General features: G+C 71.5%; 18 protein-coding genes. 8 read left to right on the top strand and 10 right to left on the bottom strand.

Annotated elements, in window-relative coordinates; all coding sequences use genetic code 11:
* Positions 1–130 precede the first annotated feature (130 nt).
* Both ACN6M5_RS06605 and ACN6M5_RS06600 read left to right on the top strand, forming a co-directional pair.
* On the top strand, positions 131–4,357 hold the full coding sequence (locus ACN6M5_RS06605; protein WP_434948966.1) for a hypothetical protein: 4,227 nt from the start codon (positions 131–133) through the stop codon (positions 4,355–4,357).
* Entirely contained in the window at positions 4,354–9,180 is a 4,827-nt protein-coding gene (locus ACN6M5_RS06600; RefSeq protein WP_434948965.1) for a hypothetical protein, read from the top strand. Before ACN6M5_RS06605 ends, ACN6M5_RS06600 begins: the two co-directional genes overlap by 4 nt.
* A 101-nt stretch (positions 9,181–9,281) precedes the next feature.
* On the opposite strand, the gene ACN6M5_RS06595 is transcribed toward ACN6M5_RS06600, so the two are convergent.
* Positions 9,282–10,700 (bottom strand): MFS transporter, encoded by a 1,419-nt coding sequence (locus ACN6M5_RS06595; RefSeq protein ID WP_434952331.1) that lies wholly within the window; start codon positions 10,698–10,700, stop codon positions 9,282–9,284.
* Positions 10,701–10,743: 43 nt separating this feature from the next.
* Between ACN6M5_RS06595 and ACN6M5_RS06590 the strand changes: the two genes are divergently transcribed.
* Complete coding sequence (locus ACN6M5_RS06590; RefSeq protein WP_434948964.1) at positions 10,744–11,133, top strand: nucleoside deaminase; 390 nt, start codon at positions 10,744–10,746, stop codon at positions 11,131–11,133.
* A 96-nt stretch (positions 11,134–11,229) separates the two neighbouring features.
* On the opposite strand, the gene ACN6M5_RS06585 is transcribed toward ACN6M5_RS06590, so the two are convergent.
* A complete protein-coding gene (locus tag ACN6M5_RS06585) occupies positions 11,230–11,475 on the bottom strand; it encodes a hypothetical protein (protein ID WP_085371351.1) in 246 nt (81 codons plus the stop codon).
* Positions 11,476–11,597: 122 nt separating this feature from the next.
* Between ACN6M5_RS06585 and ACN6M5_RS06580 the strand changes: the two genes are divergently transcribed.
* The 3 genes from ACN6M5_RS06580 to ACN6M5_RS06570 are packed head-to-tail and all read left to right on the top strand — an operon-like array spanning position 11,598 to position 12,573.
* Entirely contained in the window at positions 11,598–11,957 is a 360-nt protein-coding gene (locus ACN6M5_RS06580; RefSeq protein WP_085371346.1) for a DUF7882 family protein, read from the top strand.
* A 4-nt stretch (positions 11,958–11,961) separates the two neighbouring features.
* Positions 11,962–12,282, top strand: a complete 321-nt coding sequence (locus ACN6M5_RS06575) for a DUF7882 family protein (protein WP_434948963.1) — start codon at positions 11,962–11,964, stop codon at positions 12,280–12,282.
* Positions 12,283–12,285: 3 nt separating this feature from the next.
* Complete coding sequence (locus ACN6M5_RS06570; RefSeq protein WP_085371344.1) at positions 12,286–12,573, top strand: DUF4287 domain-containing protein; 288 nt, start codon at positions 12,286–12,288, stop codon at positions 12,571–12,573.
* A 19-nt stretch (positions 12,574–12,592) separates the two neighbouring features.
* On the opposite strand, the gene ACN6M5_RS06565 is transcribed toward ACN6M5_RS06570, so the two are convergent.
* The 4 genes from ACN6M5_RS06565 to ACN6M5_RS06550 form a co-directional block, all read right to left on the bottom strand.
* Positions 12,593–13,528: an NADP-dependent oxidoreductase gene (locus tag ACN6M5_RS06565; RefSeq protein ID WP_434948962.1), complete on the bottom strand. Its 936-nt coding sequence runs from the start codon at positions 13,526–13,528 to the stop codon at positions 12,593–12,595.
* 34 nt (positions 13,529–13,562) lie between these two features.
* Positions 13,563–14,669: an NYN domain-containing protein gene (locus ACN6M5_RS06560; RefSeq protein WP_434948961.1), complete on the bottom strand. Its 1,107-nt coding sequence runs from the start codon at positions 14,667–14,669 to the stop codon at positions 13,563–13,565.
* Between the two features lie 19 nt (positions 14,670–14,688).
* Positions 14,689–16,110, bottom strand: coding sequence for an aspartate aminotransferase family protein (locus ACN6M5_RS06555; RefSeq protein WP_434948960.1), 1,422 nt, complete (start codon positions 16,108–16,110; stop codon positions 14,689–14,691).
* Positions 16,111–16,199: 89 nt separating this feature from the next.
* Positions 16,200–17,684 carry a CoA-acylating methylmalonate-semialdehyde dehydrogenase gene (locus tag ACN6M5_RS06550; protein WP_434948959.1) on the bottom strand — a complete coding sequence of 495 codons (1,485 nt, stop codon included), beginning with the start codon at positions 17,682–17,684 and terminating at the stop codon, positions 16,200–16,202.
* A gap of 111 nt (positions 17,685–17,795) precedes the next feature.
* Between ACN6M5_RS06550 and ACN6M5_RS06545 the strand changes: the two genes are divergently transcribed.
* A complete protein-coding gene (locus ACN6M5_RS06545) occupies positions 17,796–19,613 on the top strand; it encodes a PucR family transcriptional regulator (protein WP_434948958.1) in 1,818 nt (605 codons plus the stop codon).
* Between the two features lie 9 nt (positions 19,614–19,622).
* Here the strand turns inward: ACN6M5_RS06545 and ACN6M5_RS06540 are convergent, their stop codons facing one another.
* Together ACN6M5_RS06540 and ACN6M5_RS06535 are read right to left on the bottom strand one after the other, a co-directional pair.
* Entirely contained in the window at positions 19,623–21,113 is a 1,491-nt protein-coding gene (locus ACN6M5_RS06540) for an NAD(P)/FAD-dependent oxidoreductase (RefSeq protein WP_434948957.1), read from the bottom strand.
* A gap of 235 nt (positions 21,114–21,348) precedes the next feature.
* The gene (locus ACN6M5_RS06535; RefSeq protein WP_434948956.1) at positions 21,349–21,918 is read right to left on the bottom strand and encodes a carboxymuconolactone decarboxylase family protein; all 570 of its coding nucleotides are present in this window, start codon (positions 21,916–21,918) and stop codon (positions 21,349–21,351) included.
* 72 nt (positions 21,919–21,990) lie between these two features.
* On the opposite strand from ACN6M5_RS06535, the gene ACN6M5_RS06530 reads away from it, so the two are divergent.
* On the top strand, positions 21,991–22,728 hold the full coding sequence (locus ACN6M5_RS06530) for a class I SAM-dependent DNA methyltransferase (protein WP_434948955.1): 738 nt from the start codon (positions 21,991–21,993) through the stop codon (positions 22,726–22,728).
* Between the two features lie 80 nt (positions 22,729–22,808).
* Here ACN6M5_RS06530 and ACN6M5_RS06525 read toward each other — a convergent pair whose 3' ends face one another.
* Positions 22,809–23,171 carry an iron chaperone gene (locus ACN6M5_RS06525; RefSeq protein WP_434948954.1) on the bottom strand — a complete coding sequence of 121 codons (363 nt, stop codon included), beginning with the start codon at positions 23,169–23,171 and terminating at the stop codon, positions 22,809–22,811.
* Between the two features lie 28 nt (positions 23,172–23,199).
* Positions 23,200–24,786: an MDR family MFS transporter gene (locus ACN6M5_RS06520; protein WP_434948953.1), complete on the bottom strand. Its 1,587-nt coding sequence runs from the start codon at positions 24,784–24,786 to the stop codon at positions 23,200–23,202.
* Positions 24,787–24,791: the final 5 nt, after the last annotated feature.

Genomic DNA, 24,791 nt, shown 5'->3' with positions numbered 1-24,791 from the left:
AAAACTCTGGCGCAGACGGTGTGTGCCGGAGCATACTTTCTCCGTCAAAGGCATCGTTCCAGTCGCCGGGCTGAAGCGGACACCCTGCTCTCGAAGACTTTCCAAGACTTTCGATGAGAACGGTGAGCCCATGTCTGCAGGGCAGAACAACAGAAAACGGCAGGACAGACAACGCGCGACGGGCGGCGCAGGGGCCGCACCGACAGCAGCGGCCGGGTCCGCGAAACGCTCGACAGCAGCGGCGGACCCCGGGACCGCGAAAGCCGGCGCCGCGCGCGGCCGGCGGGCGCCGGCGAAAGCCGAACCCGAGGCGCCCCCGGCCACCATCACCCCCACCCTTCGCTTCGCCGCGTCGTGGAGGAGGGTCGGTCAGCCAGGGATCGCGTTCGGGGGGCCCGACCTCGCGGCAGACCCGCACCTGCCGGGAGGTGCGCCGCTCGGCGGTCACCGTCCTGGGCTGCCCGGCGACGCCCCGGGCAGCCGCGGCGTCATCGTCGCCGACCTGATTCGCCCGGAGGATCTGCTCGCCCTCACCGTCACCTTCACCGGATGCACCCTCACCGAGGGCGCCAACCCGACCATCACGCCAACGCCCGCACCCGGCGCACCCGCCCCCGCCCCCGACGCCCCCGACGCCGCCCACCCGTCCACCATGACGGTCGACTTCGCGTTCCAGCACCTGCACGAGGAGGCGCTCTACGAGGCGCCCACCGGTCCACCGGCGCTCATCGTCGACCCCGTCACCGGGAAGCCGATCGCCGACCCGGCGACGCCGTCCCCGCCGGGCGCGACCGTGCATCCGATCGTCGGGCACCGTCCGGCGCGCGGGTCGCGGCTGGTGTTCGCGATTCCGGACGGCGAGAGCATCCCGTTCACGTCGGAGGGCATCCTGGCCGCGATCACCCGGCTCGAGCCTGTACTGCATCCCCTGGCCGCGCCGTCAGGAACGGCGCCGGCCCCGTGGAACCCGGGGGACAACCCGGCCGCCGCCCAGCAGGGCGCAGGGGCGAAGGCGGGCGGGTTCGAGCAGCGCGTCGTCGTCGGGAAGGGGATCGTCGCCACGCTCACCGGCGGCGGGGTAGTCCTGGAGACGGTGACCGCCGCCCAGCAGCGGAAGGTCGCCGGTCCCGTCACGCTCGACAACCTCGTGTCGAACGCGAAGGCGCTCGGGCAGGTGCGCGCATCCCTGTCCGCCGTCCGGCCGGTGGTGTCCGACGGGGTGAAGCTCGGCGGGCTCGACGGCGACCTGGTCGATGCCGTGCCGCGCGGCCCGATCCTGGACGGCCCGATCCTGGGCGGTGGCTTCGGGAACCTGCCGCGCACCCGCCCCATCCTCAGCGACAAGCCGGATCGCGGGCAGACCGCGATCGAGGCGCCGTTCCGGCTGATGATCTCGCCCACCGCAGACGGCCGCTGGGCGCACGCCGTCTCACCCGTGCAGAGTGGGACGGCTCCCGGGTTCGTCGAGCTGTGGCACTCGCGGCTCGGGGTCGCCTCCGACGACCCGGCAGCACCGGATGAGCGGGACGCCGACCACCGGGTGGTGCGCGCGATCTGGACGCGCGACAGGGACAGCGTCACCGCCGCGCAGTGGCAGTCCGCGGCCATCGACCAGGCGGGAGGCGCATTCACCGTCCCTCCACTCGGCGGCGATGCGCCGTTCCGGGCGTCGCTGAACGCCGCCGACCGGCACCGGCTGGTGCGGCAGACCTCCGAGTCGTGGCTGGCGAAAAACCGGCGAAGCCGCATCGACCCTCTCCCGGTCGGGGCGAAGGCGCTATGGCTGTCCGGGCTCGGCGCGACCCTCGACCTGCACGGCGCCTGGCCCACCCTGCCATACTCGCTCGCCGGTCTCGCCTCGGTGCTCGCCTGGGACCACCAGGCTCCGTTCGGCCGGGACCAGTACGTGCGCGTCGCATATCCGGGATACCTGTTCCCGCTCGGACACAAGGCGGCGCTGATCAAGGTCACCGAGCGGAAGATGAAGGCGGCGAGCGGCGGGTCGTACGCCGGGTTGTACCAGCGCAAGTTCATCGTGCTGCTGGAGCGCACGCGCAGCTACGCCGGACAGCGGGACTTCCCGTTCGCCTCCATCGAGCTGCAGCCGTCCGTCACCCCGGTGATCGACGACCCAGGCCCGCTGGAGAACTCGTCGTTCTGGCCGACCATCGGCGGGCAGCGGTTCCGCTGGGTGGTGAACACCGTCGACAGGGACACGCAGCCGATCCGGCTGAGCTTCCCGATGCTGTGGGTGAGCGAGTCCGTGCAGCCGCCCGACTTCGCCACGGTCATCCACGCCAAATACGACACCGACCCGGACAGGGAGGTGGCGGCGCACGGACAGCGGATCGCGTTCGCGCCGCGCCCGTCCACCGGAGCGGGGGACGCGCAGGCGGAGACGCAGACCGTCCGGCTGCTCGGCACCCCCGTGGTCGGCTCGTCGACCCCCACGATGAGCTCCGCCGACGTGGTGCTCCCCGCCGTGCAGCACCTGTCCGCCACGCCGAGCCTGCCGGTCTCGTACGCCAAGCAGTTCCTCTCCACCGGGCTGGACGCCGGCAACCCGGGCCAGGTCTGGGCGAACGTCCTGGCGGACGACGGGACCATCACGGCAGCGGACTTCCCCGACCTCACCGCGCACGGCATCCCGTTGCCCTCCCTGTCGTTCGGCGGGGCCGGCTCGACCAGCGGCACGGACAAGGGCGGCGGGTTCGTCGCGCCGAACCTGCCGATCCGCGGCGTCTCTGCGCTGTCCGGCCCGGTCGGCGACATCGACAACGCCATCGACCTCGACTTCAACCCCGTCGACTATCTCAAGGGCGCGCTGCCCAAACTGTTCGGGCTGGTCGATCTGGTCGACGTGATCGAGGCGGTCACCGGGGAGCCGCTCGCCCTGCCGAAGGTCGTCTCGCAGGCGGTGCAGCTGATCGAGGGCTTCCTCGGCGACGTGCAGCGGCTGCGGGATGCGGTGGAGCAGGCCGTGCGGGATGCGCAGCTCGCCGTCGACAAGGCGGCCGACCGCTCGCAGGACGCGGTGGCGAAGGCCACGGCGATCCGGGACAGCGTGCTCGCGTCGAAGAACACCATCGTGTCGCTCGTGACCGCGTTCCCCGGCCAGCTCGCCGGAGCGGTGGCGTCGCCGCCGACCGTCACGCCCGCTGAGTTGCAGGGGGCCATCGGGCAGCTTGGCGCCGCGCTCGACGGGGTGCTCGCCATCGGCGGCCTCCCGGTGTTCGCCGCCAACCAGCTGGCGTCGCTGAAGAAGGCCATCGACCCGATCGTCGCCGACGTGAATGCAGCGCTCAAGGCCATCGACTTCCTCCGCGGCCTCGCCTCCGACAGCCCGCAGGTGCGCTTCCGGTTCGAGTGGAAGCCGGAGATGCGGTCGTGGCCGGCGGGAGACCCCATCCTGAGCCTGCAGAAGGACAGCCTGGTGATCGCCATCGACGGCCGGGCGAGCGCGACGGGCGACGTCACGGTGGACGTGCTCGCCGAGCTGCGCGACTTCCAGCTGAACCTTCTGCCGGGCGCCGCGCTCATCCGGGTGCCGTTCGAGCACATGTCGTTCAAGGCGGGCTCCAACGGCAAGACCGACGTGGATGTGGTGCTCGGCGACCTGAAGTTCGTCGGCCTGCTCTCGTTCGTGGAGGTGATCAAGGAGCTGATCCCGTTCGACGGGTTCTCCGATCCGCCGTTCCTGGACGTCTCGCCGTCCGGCCTGAGCGCCGGCTTCACCCTCGCGCTGCCGAACGTGGCCATCGGCGTCTTCAACCTGTCGAACATGTCGCTCGGCGCCGACGTGCAGGTGCCGTTCCTCGGCAAGAGCGTCACCGTCGGGTTCAACTTCTGCACCAGGGAGCGGCCGTTCACACTCGCCGTCGTGTTCCTCGGCGGCGGGGGCTGGTTCGGGATGCGCATCGGGCCGAAGAAGCTGGAGATCCTGGAGATCGGGCTGGAGGCCGGGGCGTGCCTGGCCGTCGACCTGGGGGTCGCCTCCGGGTCGATCTCGGCGATGATCGGCATCTACATCCGGTTGGAGGCGGACGCCGGCTCGCTCACCGGCTACTTCCGGCTGCGCGGCGAAGTGGATGTGCTCGGCCTCATCTCCGCGTCGATCGAGCTCTACATGGAGCTCGTGTACCAGTTCAACACCGGCAAGATGATCGGCCGGGCGACGATCACGGTGCAGGTGAAGGTGCTGTTCTTCTCCGCCTCCGTGCAGATCAGCGCCGAACGGCAGTTCGCCGGTTCGAACGGAGACCCGAGTTTCCGCGAGGTGATGTGCGAGCCGGACGGCACATCACCGGCGTGGAGCGACTATTGCGAAGCATTCGGCGCGGAAGGGGTGCAGGCATGAGCACCGAGACATTCATGACGACCGTGCTCCCTCGGTCGACGAGGCCCGACGCCGACGCCCACGTCTCGGTGTTCGTCAGCCCGAAGCTGGTGCCGGATGCCGCGACTGCCAGGCTGGACACGTTCGCGCTGTTCCCGCACTGGGCGGCGCAGGTGCTCGACGGGCTCACGATCGAGCTCGCCGACGACGCAGGCGCCATCGAATGCACCGTCGCGACCACCGCGGCACTCGCACCGGATGCGGGCGTCTGGGACACGATCTTCCCTCCGGACACCCCGGTGAGAGGCAACCCCGTCCCTCGGCTCGACCAGAACAGGTGGCGCGGGTTCTCCGCGCGGTCGGTGCACGACATCGGCAAGCTGGTGCACCTGGCGACCGTGCTGTCCGACCCGACGAGCCCGCCGGCGCCGTCCGCGCATCCACTGGCCCAGCAGGCGCTCGGGATGGCGCAGCGCTGGCCGGTGCACGGAGGGGACGACCGCCGCAGACCCGAGTTCGACGAGGCCAGGCTGACGGCGTTCCTGGACGAGTCGATCGAGACCGACGCGGAGCCGCAGGAGATCTCGCGGAGGATCGCGGCCAACGAGGACTGGTTCCTGCGCGCTCTCGGCGAGCTGCACCGGGCCAGGCGGTACTACGAGCGGCCCGAGTCCGCGCAGCCGTATCAGGAGGTGCCGGACACCCAGCCGGTCGGTCTCCCTCGGCAGGGCCCGGAGTTCCACGAGCGGGTCGGCACGATCGGCGACCACCCAGCGCTGCTGAGGAAGACCGGGCTGGTGATCGACCTGCGGGTGACAGACCCGGCGAGGCTGCTCTCGTCGCGCTGGCTGACCGCGGTGCTGACGGTCGGCGGGAACGCCGCGGCGTGCCGCCCGACGCACGTGTTCGTCCGCGCCCTCGGCGACGGCACGTTCGTGACGGTCGCGCAGACCGGCGACTGGATCGACGGATCGCTCGCCATCGGCGACGACAGCCTGTTCTCGGTGCTCGACCTCGACGCCGACGGCACTGCGCTCAAGACGGAGCGATTCCTCTGGACACTGCCCAGGCTGCTGCACGTGCAGGACAACGACGACCCGGTCAACGCCGCCACCCCGGCGATGCGCGCGAGCGGTCTGACCGTCTCCCGCGCGGAGGAGGCGCAGAGCGCGAAGGACCAGCTGGCGCACCAGGCCGCCCTGGAGACCACGGCCGTGCCCGACCTGTTCACCGAGCAGGTCACCCGCGGGATGCGCGTGGAGGTCTGGGACGACACCGTGCGTACCTGGTCGTCGCTGCACGCCCGGCTCGCCGACATCGACGCCCGACACGACGACGGCACGTACACCCCGGTGTTCACGGCGCTCCCCGAGCAGGGGTTCATCCAGGGGACGGCGGCCAACCAGACGCCGGGGGATCCGGCCAACCCGGTGAACGTGCACGAGGCGGTGTTCGGCTGGGAGGGCTGGAGCCTGTCCGCTCCTCGGCCGGGCAAGCGCGTGCGCAACGAGCAGCAGGTGGTCGACGGACGCGAGCAGACGGTGGAGGTGGTCGAAGACGTGCCGGACGACGTGCCGGACCCGACGCATCCACTGCGGTTCGTCAACCGGGTGGCCCCCGGAACGCTGCCGCGGCTGCGATTCGGCCGGTCATACGCGTTCCGCGCCTGGCAGGTCGACCTCGCCGGCAACACCCGCGCCGACGAGCTCAACCCGCAGCCGCTTCCGCCTGGACCGCCCCCGGAGGTGCTGCTCGCCGGGCTGCAGACGGTGCCGCCTCCGCTCTTCGACGCACCGGGCGCGACGATCGGGCCGGTGCTGTCCGGGCTGCGCGACGGGACGGCCGCGCCGCACGAGGCGCGGCTCGCGGTGGAGGACGCCGCGCTCACGACCGAGGAGACCATCCAGGCCGACGACAGGCAACCGGATGCGGCGGAGACCCTGCGCGGAGCGTTCGCGGCCGCGCCCACCGGCGCCGTGCCGAGTGCGGTGATCGACGGGCTGCTCGGACGGGTGCGGGCGACGGCGCAGGCCGGGCCGGCCGCGGCCAGGCAGGCGGCGGGCGGCACGGCCGCCTTCGGCCGAGCCGCCGACCGCCGCAGCCTCGTGGATGCGGCCTTCGCCGCGGCCGTCGTCGACCCCGCGATCCCGTTCGCCGAGCCGACGATCACGCGCGACCCGTCGCGGCTCGCCGCCGTCGCCGCCGCCCAGCTCACCGGTCAGCCCGAGTTCCAGGGCGGGGCCGGTGTCGCGCTCGACCCCGCCGTGGTCGCCGCAGCGCTCCGCGCCGCGATGAAGAAGGTGACCCCGCTCGTCCCATTCCTGCGCTGGGACCCCGTCCCGTCTCCGGCCCTGGTGCCGCGCCGCCGCTTCACGGAGGGGGAGTCTCTGCGTGTGCTCGTGGTGCGCTCCGGCGTGACCCAGGATCCGGAGACGCTCGCGATCACTGTGACGGAGCCTGGGGCATACGCGGCGAGCGTCGACGCCGCACACGGCTACGGCGCAGACACCGAACGCCACCTGGCTGCGCCGAAGACCAGCCAGATCCAGGCGGAGCAGCACGGCGAGTTCGACGCGGCCATCGGCGACGGCCAGACCGCGGCGCAGCGTGCTGCAGCGCAACGGGAGGCGCTCGCCGCGATCCTCCGCGAGAACGGCAGCTTCTTCGACGTGGACGTGGCCGACCTCTCCACGGTCGGCGCGCGCATCCAGCAACCGGGCATGGCGCTGCTCAGTCAGACCCTCGAAGCGGACGGAAGCCAGCCCGTGCCCTCCCCGGCCAACGGGCTCAGGATGCTTGCCCTCCGGCCGGGGGAGCTCCCCGATCCCGACCCGGCGGTCGAGCGGCTGCGCCTGCGACCGGGGGACGCGCCCGCTCCCGGGCAGTACGTGGTGCACGACGTCGACGAGCTGGAGCTGCCGTACCTGCCGGACCCGCTGGCCGACGGCGTCAGTCTCGTGTTCCCCGAGGCGGGTGCGGGCAGGACCATCCGCTTCCCGTTCGGCACGGAGGGGTTCACCGCGGCATACCGGGGCGATTGGCCGGAGCGGAAGCCGTTCCTGCTGTCGCTGGAGGGCGGCGACGTGCTCGACTCCGCCGTCGCGGGCGGCCGCATCCGGTTCGTGCTTCCGCCGGGCGACGTGCAGCGGGCGCGGCTGGCGAGCAGCCTCGTGCGCTCCCGGCTCGACTGGCTGGGGGTCTGGCGCAGCTTCGCCGCCGTGCTTCAGCAGACGCCGGAGGTGCGCGAAGCCGCTGTCGACGGCTGGCTGTGGGGGCTGACCCCGTTCGAGGATCTCACCTTCGTGCACGCCGTGCCCCGCCCGCTCGTCGCACCGCGGCCGACCGTGCTGCACGCCTTCCGGGTGCCGGGGGACACCTCCGCGTTCCTGTTCGGCGGGGTCGACGTCGACGGGCAGAGCACGGACAGCATCACCGCGCAGGCGTCGTGGGACGAGCCGGTCGACGACATCGCTCAGGATGCGCCGTCCACCAGCCACACTGACGCCATCGCGTTCACGACGGCCATCGTTTCCGACGAGCAGGTGGCGGTGCTCGCCGGGCACGACGCGGTCGTGACGCTTCCCGGCTACGGTCCGCTGCGCACCCACGAGTCCACGCACCGGTTCGCGGACACCATGCACCGCCGCGTCTCGTACTTCTTCCGGGCGGCGACGCGGTTCCGCGAGTATTTCGCACCGGAGCTGCTGCGCGGCGATCCGGCGAATCCGCTGGACGACGGCGCGAGCGTGATCGGGGAGACAGTGGAGGTCTCCGTGCCGTCGAGCGCGCGCCCTGCCGCTCCGCTCATCCACTCGGTGCTTCCGCTGTTCCGCTGGAACGAGGGCGTCGAACCCGAGCAGCCGATGGCGCGGCGCGTCACCAGGCAGGCCGGGGTGCGCATCTACCTGCAGCGCCCGTGGTACTCCAGCGGGGAGGGAGAGCTGCTCGCGGTGCTGCTCGCGGCCAACGGGAACGACGCCTTCGGCGAACCGGCCGACGACCCAGGCACCGGCTTCCCGTATGTGAGCCAGTGGGGCGGCGACCCGATCTGGCTGAGCGCCCCCGTGGCCGCCCGGCCGCTGAAGACCCTGCAGCTGGACGATCTGCTGCACGCCTCCGGCATCGACGACGAGCCGCGCCCCGGCCGACCGGTGACCCCGGCTGTATCTCTCCCACTCCCCGCCGGGGTCACTGACAGGAACGTGCTCGCGGTCGGCTACCGGCCGCAGTACAGCGCGGAGCGGAAGCTCTGGTTCGTGGACATCGCGATCGACCCCGGCACGGCGTTCTGGCCGTTCGTGCGGCTCGCGGTGGCGCGCTACCAGCCGGACAGCGTCGCCGGGGAGCACCTGTCGTCGCCGGTGCGCTGCGATTTCGTGCAGCTCACGCCCGAACGGATCGCGAGCGTCAGCCGCACGGACGACACGCACGTCAGGGTGGTGGTCAGCGGGACGCGCGGGCTCACCCGCGACACCACGGCGCCGCGGTTCGGGCTGGAGGGGGCGTTCGCGCGCCCGGCGGACGAGAACCCGCTGCTGGTGGCGAGCATCCAGACCGTCGACCCGGCGATCGGCGGCGATCTGGGCTGGCGCACGGTGGCGACCGGCGAGCTGGTGCTGCGCGGAACGGGAGCGAACGCCTTCGAGGGCGCCTGGGTCGGCGAGCTGGACGCCGGAGTGGTGATCCCGCTCAGCAGGCCGGGCCACAACCCGGGCTGGCGGGTGCACGTGGAGGAGTGGGAACGCTTCCCCGGCGACCCGCCTGCGCCGGAGGACACGCGCATCTATCCGGATGGGCGCGTCTGGGAGCAGCGCCTCGTGTTCGCGGCCGACGTGGAGCTGTAGCGCGGGGGCGGGCTCCGCTCGCGCGGAGATCGCGGGGCACGTCGCGCGCGATCTCCGTTGTTGCGGAGTGCGCCGCGGCGTGTCGGCCACCGTCCCCGCTTCTACGGAGCGGCCGACGCCTCCGCAGTGCCGCGCGGGCGGACGAAGACGAGCAGCGCCAGGTGCACGACGGCGAGCCCGGTCGCGATGCCCACCGCCGCCAGCCACGTGGATGCGGTCGTCCCGTCGGTGAACAGCAGCCCGAGCATCGTGGTCGCCACGATCGCCCCGACATAGCGGGACGTCTGGAAGATCCCTGCGGCAACGCCCGCGTCCTGCGGCCTGGCCGCCGAGTAGAGCGCCTGGTTCATCGCGATGCTCACCACGCAGTACGGCACGCCGAGCACGGCCGTGAGTACCAGCACCACGACCGGCGCCGTCGTCGCGGCCCCGACCGCGAGCAGCCCGGCCCCGACGATCAGCGCCGACGCTCCCCACAGCAGGGTGGTGCGCACGCCGACGCGCTCGATGGCGCGTGCCGCGAACGGCGTGGCGACGATCGTCACCGCCGCGAGGGGGAACATCAGCAGCCCGGCGATGCCCGCCGAGTATCCGCCGTACTCCTGCAGATACTGCGGCAGGCCGAAGAACGCCGAGTAGTAGACCACGTTGAACACCGCGAAGCAGAGGTAGACCATCAGCAGCCGCCGGTTCGCCGCGAGGAGTCGCAGGTCGAGGAACGGATGGGCGGTGCGCAGTTCGCGCCAGACGAACAGCGCCCCGGCCAGGATGCTCACCGGCAGAAGCCACCACAGCGGCTGCGGCCGCAGGTCGAGCAGGAACACCAGCAGCGTCGCCAGCGCCGTCACGAACGCGACGATGCCCGGGATGTCCGACTCGGCCACCACCTGCCGCAGCGGCGCCTTCACCCGCTCGGGGTCGCGCGGCGCGAACAGCCACACCCCGGCGAACGCGACGGCGGCGATCGGGACGTTCACCCAGAAGATCGCCTGCCAGCCGAGGAACGTCACCAGCACCCCGCCGAGCACCGGCCCGATGGCGGCCCCCGAGGTGTTGGCGATCTGGATGCGCCCGAGCAGCCGCGGCGTCGCGGCCCGAGACCCTGCGCCACCGCCGCCACCGCTCGCCGCCGCCGTGATCGACCGCAGCATCGCGATGGCGGACGGGAACGCCGTCGCCGTTCCGATGGCGAGAGCCACCCGGCCGGCGCAGACCGCGACGAAAGACGACGCGAACGGGGTGAGCGCGCACGAGACGGCGACGACGAGCATCCCGAACAAGAACAGTCGTCGTGGGCCGAACCGGTCGGCGAAGCGTCCCATCAGCGGCTGGCCGGCGGCCGACGCCAGATAGAAGGACGTGATGACCCAGGTGACCGTGGCGATGTCCACCCGGAAGCTGTGCTGCAGCGACACCAGCGCCACCGCGATCATCGACGAGTTGAGCGGGTTCAGCAGCGTCCCGACGCTGAGCGCTGCGACGGCGGCGCCCGGGCGTCTGGCTTCGGTCACGCCCTCCAGCCTACGACGAGAGCGGCGACGACCACGGGGCTATGGTGGCGGCATGGGCATCAGCGACGACGACAGGCGCCACCTGACGAGGGCCGTGCAGCTCGCGGCCGAGGCACTGGATGCGGGGGACGAGCCGTTCGGGTCGGTCCTCGTCGGCGAGGACGGCGCGGTGCTCGCCGAGGACCGCAACAGCGTCGGCGGCGGGGACGAGACCCTGCATCCCGAGTTCGAGCTCGCGCGCTGGGCGGTCAGGAACCTGTCACCGGATGCGCGCGCCGCCGCGGTCGTCTACACGTCGGGGGAGCACTGCCCGATGTGTTCGGCGGCGCACGCCTGGGTCGGGCTCGGGCGGATCGTCTACGCAGCGTCGGCGGAGCAGATCAGCGGGTGGCGCGCATCCTGGGGCGCCCCGGTCTCCGCGGTGAGTGCGCTCCCCATCTAGACGGTCGCGCCGGGGGTGCCGGTGGACGGTCCCGTCGCGCCGTTCGACGACGAGGTGCGCAGGCTGCTGCAGCGTTCGGTGGCCGGATAGGGCGGGTCAGTCGGTCAGGTCGGCGGTCGTGACCGGCACCGTCGCCTTATACGGATATGCGGGCATCGACGAGAACTCCTCGTCGTCGTCCAGCTCGTAGACGTCGTAGGCCAAGGCGCCGGCGAAGGTCGTCGCCACCCGGATCTCCCCGGGAGGACAGCCTCCGATCAGCGGGACGACGACGACACTGTCGAGGGTCGCCCCGTCCTCGTAGAGGAGGGCCGCTTTGATGGTTCGCGTGAGAGCGTCCATGTCGCGGAGCATACGTCCGCCCGGGCGCCGACACGCGGAGAAACGCGCACGGAAGTGAAACAGCGATCCGACTTGACGAGGTGCCTCCCGGAGGCGAAAGTGGACCCCGGAGAGGAACTTAATTGGGAACACTGATCTACGACGGGACAGACAGCTTTACGTTCGACGATCGCGTGCTCGCACACCTGCAGGCAGTGATAGCGACCAAACTGCGCCGCCGCGAGGGTTTCCTTCTGCTGTGGGTGGACCGGTCAGGGGTCGACGGCAGCCTGCGATCCATCTGGCTCGACCCGTCGATCAGCATCCAGTTCGCGTTCACGCACACGCAGCTTCCCGAGCTGAACCGTGAGTGGCTGACCATTCTCACGGAGCGCGCGAACAGCAACTCCGGTCTCCTGCTCGAAGACGAGCTGCGGGCCGAGATCCGTCAGGAGGTGCCGGAGGGCACATACCGGGCGGCGCGTTCGAAACGATCGGAGTGACCGGATGGGCAAGCTGATCTACGGCCACGGCCAGGAGTTCGAGTTCGACGACCGCGTGCTCTCGCACGTGAAGATCGCGCTCGTCACCAAGCTGCGCAGGCACGAGAGCTTCCTGCTCAACTGGGAGATCCCGCCGGAGCAGGGCGGCGGCAGGATCAGCCTCTGGATCAGCCGCGAGATCCCGATGGCGTTCGTCTTCGCCGGCAGCAGGCCGCCCACACTGAACGAACAGTGGATGGAGGCGCTGCTGCAGTCGAGCCAGCGCACCGGCGGCATGGTCATCATGCCGGAGGAGCAGGCCGCCGCCCACCTGAGGGAGAGCTGACGCATGTCGTTCCAGGCATATCTCGACAACATCGAGGACAAGACCGGCAAGACGCCGCGCGAGTTCATCGCCCTGGCGCACGAGCACGGCTTCGGCGAGGACACCAAGGCCGGACCGATCCTGGAGTGGCTGAAGACCGACTTCGACCTGGGTCGCGGGCACGGGATGGCGCTGGTGCACGTCATCACCAAGGGTCCGAAGATCGACGCGAAGTTCGTCGGGGTGGACACCGCCCACCGGGACGAGTCCGACACGCTCTGGCTGGACGGCAAGGCGAGCAAACCGGCCTAAGGCCGGCGTTCGCCGCTGCTCAGTTCAGCAGGGCGATCTTCCCGCCGGGGTGTCCGTCTTTCAGAAACGTCAGCGCCTCGATCGCCTCGGCGAGCGGGTATGTGCGCGCCACGGGCACCTGCAGGCGTCCGCTCCCGGCGAGGGCGAGCAGGTCGGCCCGCACGCTGTCCCGGTATGCGGCACTCTCCGGCTGGGCGCCGTTGATGGCGTGGAAGCCCTCCTCGGCCGCGCGGGCGGCGGCGACGATGGTGACGATGCGGTTGCGGTCGGCCACGAGTTCGAGAGACACGTCGATCGCCTCGTCGGTGCCGACGCAGTCGAGCGCGGCCCGGATGTGCCCGTGCCCGGCCTCGCGCGCCCGGTCCAGCAGGCCGGGACCGTAGGCGATGGGGGTGCCGCCGAACCGGCGGACCTCGGCGAATCTGGCCTCGCTCGCCGTTCCGATCACGTGCACGTCGAGCTCGGCGGCCTGCTGCAGCACACTCACCCCGACGGCACCGGATGCGCCGTGCACGATGATCGTCTCCCCGGCCCGCACACCGACGGTGTGCAGCATCTGCGACGCGGTCGAACCGGCGAGCAGCAGGTTCGCCGCCGCAGGGTCGTCCAGCCGCGGCGGCTTCGCGAACACGTCGGCCGCCGGCACGATCACCTCGGTGGCGTATCCGCCCGCGATGCGGAAGGCGACCACGGCATCCCCGACGGCCCCTCCTCCCGACGCGATCTCGGTGTCCGGGCCGATCGCGGACAGCACGCCCGCCACCTCGTAGCCGATGGGGGCCGGAAGCTCCAGGCCGGGTCGAGGCGCGGAGACGTGCTTGTAGTCTGCGGGGTTCACGCCGGCAGCGGTCACCCGGATCGTCACCTCACCCGGCCCGGGTTGCGGGAGTTCCACCTCCTGGAACTCCCAGCCGTCCAGTCCGCCCCAGCGTGTCGCCACCCAACGTCGTGCCATAGCCATATCCAATTCCCCCGACCTGAACGCCGGCTCAGGACACGCGACCGGAATGCTGAGCGCGGCGCGCCGCCCTCGTCGGTGCGAGCCGCAGCATCTGCGCTGTCGAACTGTCGTCGAGTTCGACCAGTGTGCTGCGCGATTTGATGAAATCGCTGAACGACCGGAACCCGAGCGACTTCTCGCTGAACGACGGGTCCATTCGCTTCATCTGGCCCTTCACCGTCGAGCTGTGCAGCCACTCGGCGTCGTCCTTCTCATGGCCGAGCTGCATGGCGCGAGCGAGCAGCCGGGTGGCGACGAGCTGCGGGTCCTCCCGCTCCTCCTCGACCGGCTCCTCGGGGGTCGGCTCGGGTCCGGAATCCTGCGCGGACGCGGGAGCGGGCTCCTGCGCGGCCGCCTTGGTGGACCGGCGTCGCTTCGGTGCTGCGGGCTCGGTCGCCCCGTCGGTCACGGTGGCCGCGGAAGCCTTCGAGGCCGCACTCCCTACGGCGACCGGCTCGACGACGGATGCGGCGCGCCCGGCCGCGGGAGGCGCATCCGGAGCGGTCACCTCGACGGACTCCGCGTCCTCATCCCGGGCAACCCCCGGCAAATCGTCGTACGTCACGAAGTCGTCGCAGGCCGCGGCGAGCGACTTGCTGGTCGACCCGGCGACGCCGATGCCGATCACGTACCGGCCGAGGCGCTTGCAGCGCTGGGCGAGCGCGATGTAGTCGGAGTCTCCCGCCACGATCACCACGTGCGTGAGGTCGGGCAGGCGGAACAGGTCTTCGACCGCATCCACGGCCAGCCGGATGTCCGCGCCGTTCTTCGCGTACGCGGCGGCGGGGAACAGCTGCACGAGGTCGACGGCGCGGCCGACCAGCTGCCCGCGGTAGTCGGCGTTGACCGCTGCCGACCAGTCCGCGTATGCGCGGGTGAGCACCAGCGTGCCGAACGACGAGGCGAAGTCGATCACCGCGCCGATGTCGACGGTCGCCTCAGCGAGCTTCGCGGTGAAGGTGGGGTCGGTCTTGCCGGCCGCCTTCTGTCTGTCGCGCATGAACTGGCCGCGGCCGTGGACTTGGTCGTACCTCGAGATCACGATGTTGTCGAAGTCGATGTACACGGCGACGCGGCCGTCTCCGGGTTCGGTCATGGCCCAACGATAACGCCGATCACTGGGCGTAGCGGTCGGCGACCGTCAGCGCGGCGTCGATCACGGCGAGTCCGCGCCGCAGGTCGACCTCGCCGATCACCAGCGGAGGCGCGATGTGCATCCGGTTGAAGTGGATGAACGGCCACACCCCCTCCGCCTTGCAGGCGGCCGCCAGCTCGGCCATCGGGGCGGCGTCCGCTCCCGCGGCGTTGAACGGCACAAGGGGTTCCCTGGTCTCGCGGTCGCGCACCAGTTCGAGCGCCCAGAACAGCCCGCGACCGCGCACCTCGCCGAGCGACGGGTGCGTGTCCAGCCAGCCCGTGATCGTCGGCTCGACCACGCGTTCGCCGAGATCGCGCACCCGCTCCAGGATGCCGTCGCGCTCGAACACCTCGAACGTCGCCACCCCGGCCGCGCAGGCCAGTGGATGCCCGGAGTACGTCAGCCCGCCCTGGAACGCCACGTCGTCGAAGAACTCCGCGATCCTGTCCGAGATGACGACGCCGCCGAGCGGCACGTACCCCGAGTTGACGCCCTTCGCGAAGGTGATCAGGTCGGGGACGACCTCGAACGCGTCGACGGCGAACCACTCGCCGATCCGGCCGAAACCGACCATCACCTCGTCGGCGATGTACACGATCCCGTAGCGGTCGCAGAGCGCGCGCACCCCGGCCAGGTAGCCGGGAGGGGGCACGAGCACGCCGTTGGTGCCCACGATGGTCTCGATGACGATGGCCGCGACGGTCGCAGCACCCTCGAGCACGATCACGTTCTCGAGGTGTTCGAGCGCGCGCTGCGTCTCCTCCTCCTGCGTGGTCGCGTGGAACGCCGACCGGTACAGGTACGGACCGAAGAAGTGGGCGACGGACGGGTCGCTCGGCTCGTTCGCCCAGCGCCGCGGGTCGCCGGTCAGCGCGATGGCCGCGCCGGTTCCGCCGTGGTACGAGCGGTACATCGACAGCACCTTGCGGCGACCGGTCACCCTGCGCGCCATCCGCACGGCGTACTCGTTCGCATCCGCGCCGCCGTTGGTGAAGAACACGCTGTTCAGCGTGCCGGGAGCGACCTCGGCGATCCGCCTGGCCAGCTCGCCGCGCACGTCGTTCGCCATCGACGGCTGGATGGTCGCCAGCCGTCCCGCCTGCTCCTGGATGGCGCGCACCAGGTCCGGATGCTGGTGGCCGAGATTCAGGTTCACGAGCTGCGAGCTGAAATCGAGATAGGCGGTGCCGCGGTAGTCCCAGAACGTGGAGCCGTCGCCCGCTGCGACCGGCAGCGGGTCGATCTGCGCCTGGGCGCTCCACGAGTGGAAGACGTGGCCGCGGTCGTCGGAGCGCACCTGCGTCTCGGCCGCGCCGTCGCCGAAGGGATGCTCGACGCCGTGCCTGTCCAGGAATCCGGTGCGTGCGGTGGATGCGATGGATGCGGTGGTGTCGGTCATGCTGTCCGTCCTGTTGGTGCTGGGGGTGCGGTCGGCGGGTGCGCCGGTCAGTGGTCGCCGGTCAGTGGTCGCCGGTGCGGAGTCGCCGGTCAGGAATTGCCGGGGAAGGCGAGCTCGATCGTGGAGTGCAGCGGGTCGGGCCAGCGCGTGGTGACCACCTTGCTGCGGGTGTAGAAGTGGAACGACTCCGGCCCGTAGATGTGGGAGTCGCCGAACAGCGAGTCCTTCCAGCCGCCGAACGAGTACGCACCGACCGGCACCGGGATCGGGACGTTGATCCCGACCATGCCCACCTCCACGTCGAACTCGAACTGCCTGGCCGCCCCGCCGTCGCGGGTGAACAGGGCGACGCCGTTGCCGTACCGGTTGCTGTTGACCAGCGCGACGGCGTCCTCGTAGGTGGCGACGCGCACGACGGAGAGCACCGGGCCGAAGATCTCGTCGGTGTAGACGCGCATCCCGGTGCCGACGTGGTCGATCAGGCTGACGCCGATGAAGAAGCCGTCGCCGTCGAACTGCTTCGCGGTGCCGTCGACCACCACGGTCGCGCCCTCCGCCTCTGCTCCGGCCACGTATGAGGCGACCTTGTCGCGGTGCTCGGCGGTGATCAGTGGGCCCATCTCGCTGGCGGCGTCCGTGCCGTCGCCGATCGCCAGCGCGTCGAGCCTGCCGGCGATGGCGGGCACCAGCCGGTCGCCGACGTCGCCGACCGCGACCAGCACGCTGACCGCCATGCAGCGCTCTCCGGCCGATCCGTACGCCGCGGAGACGGCGGCATCGGCTGCCGCGTCGATGTCGGCGTCGGCCAGCACCACCATGTGGTTCTTCGCGCCGCCGAGCGCCTGCACCCGCTTGCCGTTCGCGCTCGCGCGCTGGTAGATCGAGCGGGCGATGGGCGTGGAGCCGACGAAGCTGACCGCATCCACGTCCGGGCTGTCCAGGATGGTGTCGACCGCGACCTTGTCGCCGTGCACCACGTTGAGCACCCCGGCGGGCAGGCCGGCCTCCAGGAACAGCCTGGCCAGGAACACCGACGCGCTCGGGTCTTTCTCGCTCGGCTTGAGGACGACGGTGTTGCCGCAGGCGATGGCGCTCGCGACCATCCAGAGCGGCACCATCACCGGGAAATTGAACGGCGTGATGCAGCCGACCACGCCGACGGGTTGCTTGACGCTGTGCACGTCGACGCCCGTGGACACCTGCTGGCTGAACTCGCCCTTCAGCTGCGCGATGAGCCCGGAGGCGAACTCCACGTTCTCGAGCCCGCGACCGATCTCGCCGGCGGCGTCGGACAGCACCTTGCCGTGCTCGCTCGTGACGATGGCGGCGAGCTCGGCGGAGCGCTCGGTGAGCAGGTGGCGCAGCCGGAACAGCACGTCGGCACGCTTGGTGAGGCTGGTCGCCCGCCAGCCGGGGAGGGCGGCTCTCGCTGCCGAAACGGCGGCCTCGACGTCGGCGACGCTGCCGAGCACGACCTCGTGCTGCCGTTCGCCGGTCGCCGGGTTGAACACCGGGCCGGTGCGGACGGGCTCGCCGTGCTCGACGCCGTCGATGAGGTGACGGATGAGGGCCACAGGCATTCTCCTTCGGAACGCTCCGGACGAACTGCCCGGAGGAAAACAGTAGGCTTGCATCCCAATGCTGACAGAGAAAGAAGCGGGTGGGCGATGCCAGATCGTCGGAGCTTGACGGCAGGCGAGACAGATCGTCCGGAAGCTGTCTCGTCGGCCGTGCTGCCGACCATCCGGGAGATCCTGCGCTTCGACGATGTGGCCCGCGCCCTGCCGGAGGTGCTGTCCGGGGAGGACGGCCTGGACTGCCCGGTGCGCTGGGTGCACGTCTCCGAGACGGCCGAGAGCGCTCGGTTGGTCAGCGGAGGCGAACTGCTCCTCTCCACGGGTGCGGGCTGGCCGACGGACGACGACGCGCTGCTTGCGCTCGCCGCCGGACTCGCGGAGGGCGGCATCGCCGGCCTGGTGCTCGAACTGAGCGACAGGATGCCGCAGCCGCCCGCCGCCATCGTCGACGGCTTCCGCGCCTCGGGGATGCCCTTCATCGTGCTGCACAGGGAGGTGCGGTTCATCGCGATCACCGAGGCCGTGCACTCCCGCATCATCGCCGACCAGATGGTCGCCCTGCGCGCCAGGGACGAGATCCACGCCCTCTTCACCGAGCTGAGCCTGCGCGGCAGCCCGGCCGACTTCATCGTCGCGGAGGCGGCGAGGGCGCTGGGCGCCCCCGTCGTGCTCGAAGACCTCAACCACCGCGTCATCGCGGCGTCCGGGGTGGACGCCGCCGAGGTCGCGCTCGCCGACTGGGAGCAGCGCTCCCGCCACGCCCACCGCGGCGCGGGCGACGACCGCTGGCTGATCACCCCGATCGAGGCGCGCGGGATGCGCTGGGGTCACCTCATCGCGCTCCCGGGCCTCCCGCATCCGGCCGGACGCTCCAACGTGCTCGAACAGGCGGCGGTCGCCCTCGCCCTCAGCAGGCTCGCCGACCGGGATGCGGACGAATGGACCAGACAGAGCCACGACCGCCTCCTCGGCGCGCTGCTCGGCCGCCGCTTCGCCAGCGAGAGCGGCCTGGTGGCGCGCTTCGAGGCGTCCGGGCTGCCCGTGGCGGGGCGGGTGCTGAGCGGGGCGGTCGTGGGGGTTGGTGGTGGTGCGGGTGGTGCCGGCGTTGGGGTGGGCGCAGCCGGTGCGGGCGGTTCAGGCGGTTCGCAGGGCTCAGGGCGTTCCGGCCATCTCGACGGCGCAGCGCTCGCCGACGCCGTCCGGCAGGCGGCGCGCGGCCAGGGGCTCGACGTGCTCGTCGCGCAGCATCCGGAGCGCACAGAGGGGATGCTCGTGCTCGCCGTGTCGTCGCGCGCGGAGCGGCCGGTGACGGACGCCGCCCTCACCGCCGTCGCTCAGGCGATCGGCCGGGCGGTCGGTGGGGCGGCGGGCGATGGATCGTCGGGCGGCGGAGCGGTGGGCACTGGGGCGGCAGGCGGCGGGGCGGCAGGCACCGGGGCGGCAGGCACCGGGGCGGCAGGCGGCGGGGCGGCGGGCGATGGGGCGGCCGTGACCGTGGCCCTCGGGTCGCAGGCTCCGGGCATCCCGGGCCTGCTGGCGTCGATCGCGGAGGCCGGGCAGCTGATCGCTCGCGCCGACGGCAGGCGCTCCCGCGGCGTGACGATCCTGCGCGCGGAGCACCGGCCGCTCCTCCGACTCGTCACCACCCTCGGCGCGGATCCCCGCATGCAGGAGCACAGCGAGCTGATGCTGCGGCCGCTCATCGACTTCGACCTCGCCAACGGCGGCGACTTGCTCGACGTGCTCCGCGCGTACGCCGCCCACCCGGGCAACCGCACCAGGGCGGCCGCGGCCAGCCACCTGTCGCGTTCGGTCTTCTACCAGCGCATCGCCCTCATCGAGGACCTGCTCGGGATGGACCTCGACGACGGCGAGACCCTGTCCGCCCTGCACGCGGCCCTCCTGGCACGCAGCGCGCGCGGCTGACGGCGCCCGTCAGCTGTCGAAGCCGAGCCCGACCGCATCCAGCCCCTTCAGGAACAGGTTGCGTCGGCCGTCCGCGTGGTCGGCGCGGTCGAGCGACCACCTGGTCAGGTTGATGCCGATGGAGGCCGCGGGCTCCGGCGGGAACGGCAGCGGGCGGCTGCGCACCATCTCCAGTTCGGTGCGTTCCGTGGTGCGCCCGGCGAGCAGGTCCAGCATCACCCGCGCGCCGAAGTGCGTCGCCGCCACCCCGAGCCCGGTGTACCCGGTCGCGTACGCCACCTTCCCGCCGCGGGCCGTGCCGAAGAACGCACAGAACCGGCTGCAGGTGTCGATCGCGCCCGCCCAGCGGTGGCTGAACCGGAGCCCGTCGAGCTGCGGGAACGTCGTGAAGAAATGGCTGGCCAGCCGCGCGAACGTCTCCGGCCGGTCCTCGTACCGCTCGCGCACGCGACCGCCGTAGTGGTAGATCGCGTCGTACCCGCCGAACAGGATGCGGTTGTCCTGCGACAGCCGGTAGTAGTGGAACTGGTTCGCCGAGTCGCCGATGCCCTGCCTGCCCGACCAGCCGATCGAGGCGAGCTGCGCATCCGTCAGCGGCTCGGTCATCAGCACGTAGTCGTACACGGGCACCGTCGCGAGCCTGTTCCGTTTCAGGAGGCTCGGGAACACGTTGGTGGCGAGCGTCGTACGCTCCGCCCTGACCACGCCGTGCGGGGTTTCGATCACCGTGCCGTCGCCGATGCTCAGCACCGGGCTGTGCTCGAACACCTCCACCCCGGCGTCGACGCAGGCGCGTGCGAGGGCCCTGGCGAGCTTGGCCGGATGCACGAGGGCCGAGTCGCGGGTGCGCAGCAGCCCGGCGAGGTAGGTGGGGGAGTGCACCTCGGCCCGCACGGCGTCGCCGTCGAGGAAGCGGGCCGTAGGGGTGGGGGAGGAGGAGGGCGCTGCCGCCGCTGCCTGGCCGTCCGCTGCCTCCGCCGCGCCGTCCGACGCTGCCGCCGCGCCGTCCGACGCTGCCGCCTCGCGCAGCCACTCCACCTGGCGCTGCTCCGTGGCCACGTCGATGGCGCCGTTGCGTTCGAACCCTGCGTCGAGGCCCAGCTCCGCAACGGTGGCCTCGATCTCGTCGAGGTTGCGCATCCCGAGTCGTTGCAGCTGGTCGAACTCGGCCGGGAACCTGCTGCGGCCGTTCTCCTCCCCGTGGGTGAGGCTCGCCTCGCAGAAGCCGCCGTTGCGTCCGGACGCCGCCCAGCCGATCCTGCGCGCTTCGAGCAGGACGACGCGCGCGGCCGGGTTCTCGCGCTTGGCGAGCAGCGCCGTCCACAGCCCGGAGTACCCGCCCCCGACCACCACGAGGTCGCAGCTGATGTCGCCGGTGAGCGTCGGGTACGCGTCGCCGGGCGCGTCCTCCGTCCAGAACACGGCCTGCCTGGTGCCGCTCAGCGCGTGCCGCACCGTGGATGCGTCCGGCCGGTTCCTCTCGAATACGGTGCTGCCCACGCTATTCGCCCTTTCCGCCGCCGGGTGACGGTCCCGGGGCTGATCCCGGTTCCGGTCCCCACATTCTCGCCGCCCGAGCGCGTCCCCACCACAGAACTCCGTCGCCTTCTCCACAGGTTTCCGGCCATTCCGTCCGACGAGATGCCACCAACTGTCACCGAAACCGCCGTTTTCGCGACAGTTACTGGTGTCTCGGTGCGAGCTCGCGCCCGCCGGGTGCCGCCCACGCGACCGGTCAGAGCGGCGCGAGCAGCGCCCCGCGGAGGTGCGGGCTGAGGCCGGGCGGCACATCCACGTCGACCGCGAGCGCCTGGATGGCGCGGCTGAAGTAGTTGCGGGCCGACGCGGCGAGCGTGATGTCGACGATCTCCCTGTCGCTGAAGCCGAGGTCGCGCAGGCGCTGGCTGTCGGCGTCGGTCATCGCGTACGAGTCGCGGCTGACCCGCTCCGCGTATTCCATCATCCCCACCTCGGCGTCGCTCAGATCGGCGTCGTGGTAGTCGCGGGCGATGCGGATCAGCTGGTCCTCCTCGATCAGCGGGAGGGTCTTGCGTCCGTGCGCCAGCCTGCAGTGCTCGGAGTGCGTGCCCTGCGCGGCGGCGAGCGTGACCAGTTCGAACCGGCGCGTGCCCAGCTGCGACACGATCGCCCGGACCAGCTGCTCCCACGCCCGGTACGCCTCGGGATTCACCGCCATCGCGCGCGTGTGCGACGCGACGTAGCCGAGGTCTGCCTCCTCTTTGGCGTAGATCGCGGCGACCTCGCCCTCCGCGTCCTCCGGTGCCGTCGTCGAGATGATGGACATGGCTTCCTCCTCCGTCGCAGAACCCCGCACTCCATGCTCGCACCGGCGCGACCGCACCGCTAGCGTGGGAAGGTGACCGAGGATGCCAGCTACCGCGACCCCCGTCTCGCCGCCCTGTACGACCGGATGAATCCGTTCGCGGCCGACACCGAGTTCTACCTGGCGTTCGCCGACGAGCATCCCGGGTCGCGCATCCTGGACATCGGCTGCGGCACCGGCCTGCTCACCGTCGAGCTCGCACGCCGCGGCCACCGGATGCTCGGAGCGGACCCCGCGGAGGCCATGCTCGACATCGCTCGCACCCGCGACGGCGGCGACCTGGTCGAGTGGCTGCGCGCGGAGGCGAGCGAGCTCCCGCCCGGCGACGCCGACCTGGCAATCATGACCGGACACGTCGCCCAGGTGTTCGTCACGGACGACGCCTGGACGGATGCACTCGCCGCCGCCCACCGGGCGCTGCGGCCGGGCGGACTCCTCGTGTTCGAGAGCCGCGACCCGCAGGCGCAGGCCTGGCTGCGCTGGGGCGACGGCCGCGAGGTGCTCGACACCCCGGACGGCCGGGTGACGGCGTGGAACGAGGTCACCGGCGTCTCGGGTGGCGTGGTCGGCCTGGTGGGGCACTACGAGTGGGAGAACGGGGAGCACGTCACCGACGAGGGCGCGCTGCGCTTCCGCACCGAGGAGGAGCTGCGGGCGTCGCTGGTCGGCGCGGGCTTCGGGGTGCGCGCGGTCTACGGCGACTGGATGCGCGGCCCGGTCACCGACGCGACCACCGAGCTGATCGTGGTCGCCGACGCCCGTCCGGTGTAGCGAGCGCAGTCCGAAGACCCCGGCAGGCGCCGCGACCGGAGCCGATCACCTCTCCCGCCCCGCGCACCGAGCGCAGCCGCTCACCCCGCCGCTTCGCCCACGCGGTACTCGATGATGGTGCGCAGCGTCTCCACCCCGAGCGGCTTCTCCGGCGCGAAGTGCAGGGTCGCGCCGCTGAGCGTGCCCTCGGTGAGCGTCCCGGCGAGGGCCGCCGCGGCCGACGGGCTCATCAGCAGCAGGCTGCACTCCTTCGCCGTGGCCGACAGGCCGATCAGGGCGCGGCCGCGGTGCCGGAAGATCGGCACCCGGTAGCTGATCACCTGCTCCGTGTCCGGCAGCACCTCGACGATGCCGTCGCGCACCGTGCGCAGCGCCGACGAGAAGGGTTCGCCGATCCGGTCGAGGTATTCGTCGACCGTGTCTGCGTCGACTCCGCGTGCCATGCCTGCCTCCTGTCCGGCCGCCGCGCGGTCAGTGCGCGACGTGCCCTTCCGGCGCGATCACGTCCGCCGGCTTGCGGATGAAGAACGCGCCGACCACCGCGAACAGCGAGATGATCGCCGCGGCGAGGAACGCCATCCGGATGCCGCCCGCCGTGGCGGGGACGATGCTCGTGCCCGCACTGACCAGCGAGGCCGTGTGCGCCGACATGATCGCGACGAGCAGGGCCGTTCCCGCTGCTCCCGCCACCTGCTGCACCGTGCCCACGATCGCGCTGCCGTGCGAGTACAGGTTCGGCGGCACAGCGCCGAGTCCTGCCGTGAACAGCGGCGTGAACATCAAGGCGAGGCCGATGCTCAGCGTGACGTGCCCGGCCAGGACGAGGTACTGCGAGGTGTGCTCGGTGATGAGCGTGAACCCCCAGAGCGCCAGGCTGACCAGGATCGCGCCGGGCACGACCAGCACGCGCGGCCCGAACCGGTCGTAGATGCGGCCGACGAACGGCGCGAGCAGCCCCATGACGAGACCACCAGGGAGGAGCAGCAGTCCGGTCGCGAGCGTGTCGAGGCCGAGGACGTGCTGCAGGTAGAGCGGGAGCACGATGATGACGCCGAACATCGCCGCCGTGCTGATCGCCATCAGCGCGATCGACACCGTGAAGATCGGCGACCGGAACGTGCGCAGGTCGAGCAGCGCGCTGTCGCGGCGCTGCAGGACGAGCTGGCGCAGGATGAACGCGGTCAGGGCGACCACGCCGACCGCCAGCGACACCCACATCACCGCTGGCGAGCTGCCGGGGCCGGATGCGCCGGTCTGGCTGAGACCGTAGAGCAGCCCGCCGAACCCGAACGCCGACAGGATGACGGAGAGCACGTCGACCTTGACCTTCTGCGGGTCGGTGACGTTCTCGACGAACTTGATGCCGATGAGCAGCATGACCACGGCGATCGGCAGCACGATCAGGAAGATCCAGCGCCAGTCGAGGTAGTTGAGGATGAAGCCGGAGATGGTCGGGCCGATGGCGGGCGCGACGGAGATCACGATCGAGACGTTGCCCATCGTGCGGCCGCGCTTGTTCGGCGGCACGAGCGTCATCAGGGTGGTCATCAGCAGCGGGATCATGATGGCCGTGCCGGACGCCTGGATGACGCGCGCGACGACGAGCAGCCCGAAGCCGGGCGCCAGTGCGGCCGACAGCGTTCCCAGCGAGAACAGGCTCATCGCGGCGATGAAGATGCTGCGCGTGCTGAACCGCTGCAGCAGGAAGCCGGTGATCGGGATGACGACGGCCATCGTCAGCATGAACGCCGTGGACAGCCACTGGGCCGCGAGCGCGTCGATCCGCAGGTCGTCCATCAGCTTCGGGATGGCGACCGACATGATCGTCTCGTTGAGGATGACGACGAACGTGGCGGAGAGCAGCAGCCAGATCACCCGGTTGTTGCGCTTGGTGTGATCGGGCGCCGCAGCGACGCCGGCACCGGTCGTTCCTCCCGTCGAGACGTCGGCGGCGGATCCGGCGACCGCGAGGTCGTCGAAGGCGGGGTCGGCGAGCGCCTCAGGCGCGGGCGGGGTGTTCTCAGTCACGGGTTCGAGCGTAGCGACGGCCACCGACATGCGGG

This window comes from Leifsonia araucanica, assembly GCF_051161895.1.
In the GTDB taxonomy this organism is placed as follows: Bacteria; Actinomycetota; Actinomycetes; order Actinomycetales; family Microbacteriaceae; genus Leifsonia.
The sequence above is the reverse complement of the archived record's forward strand: the minus strand, read 5'-3'. Positions and strand labels throughout refer to the sequence as shown.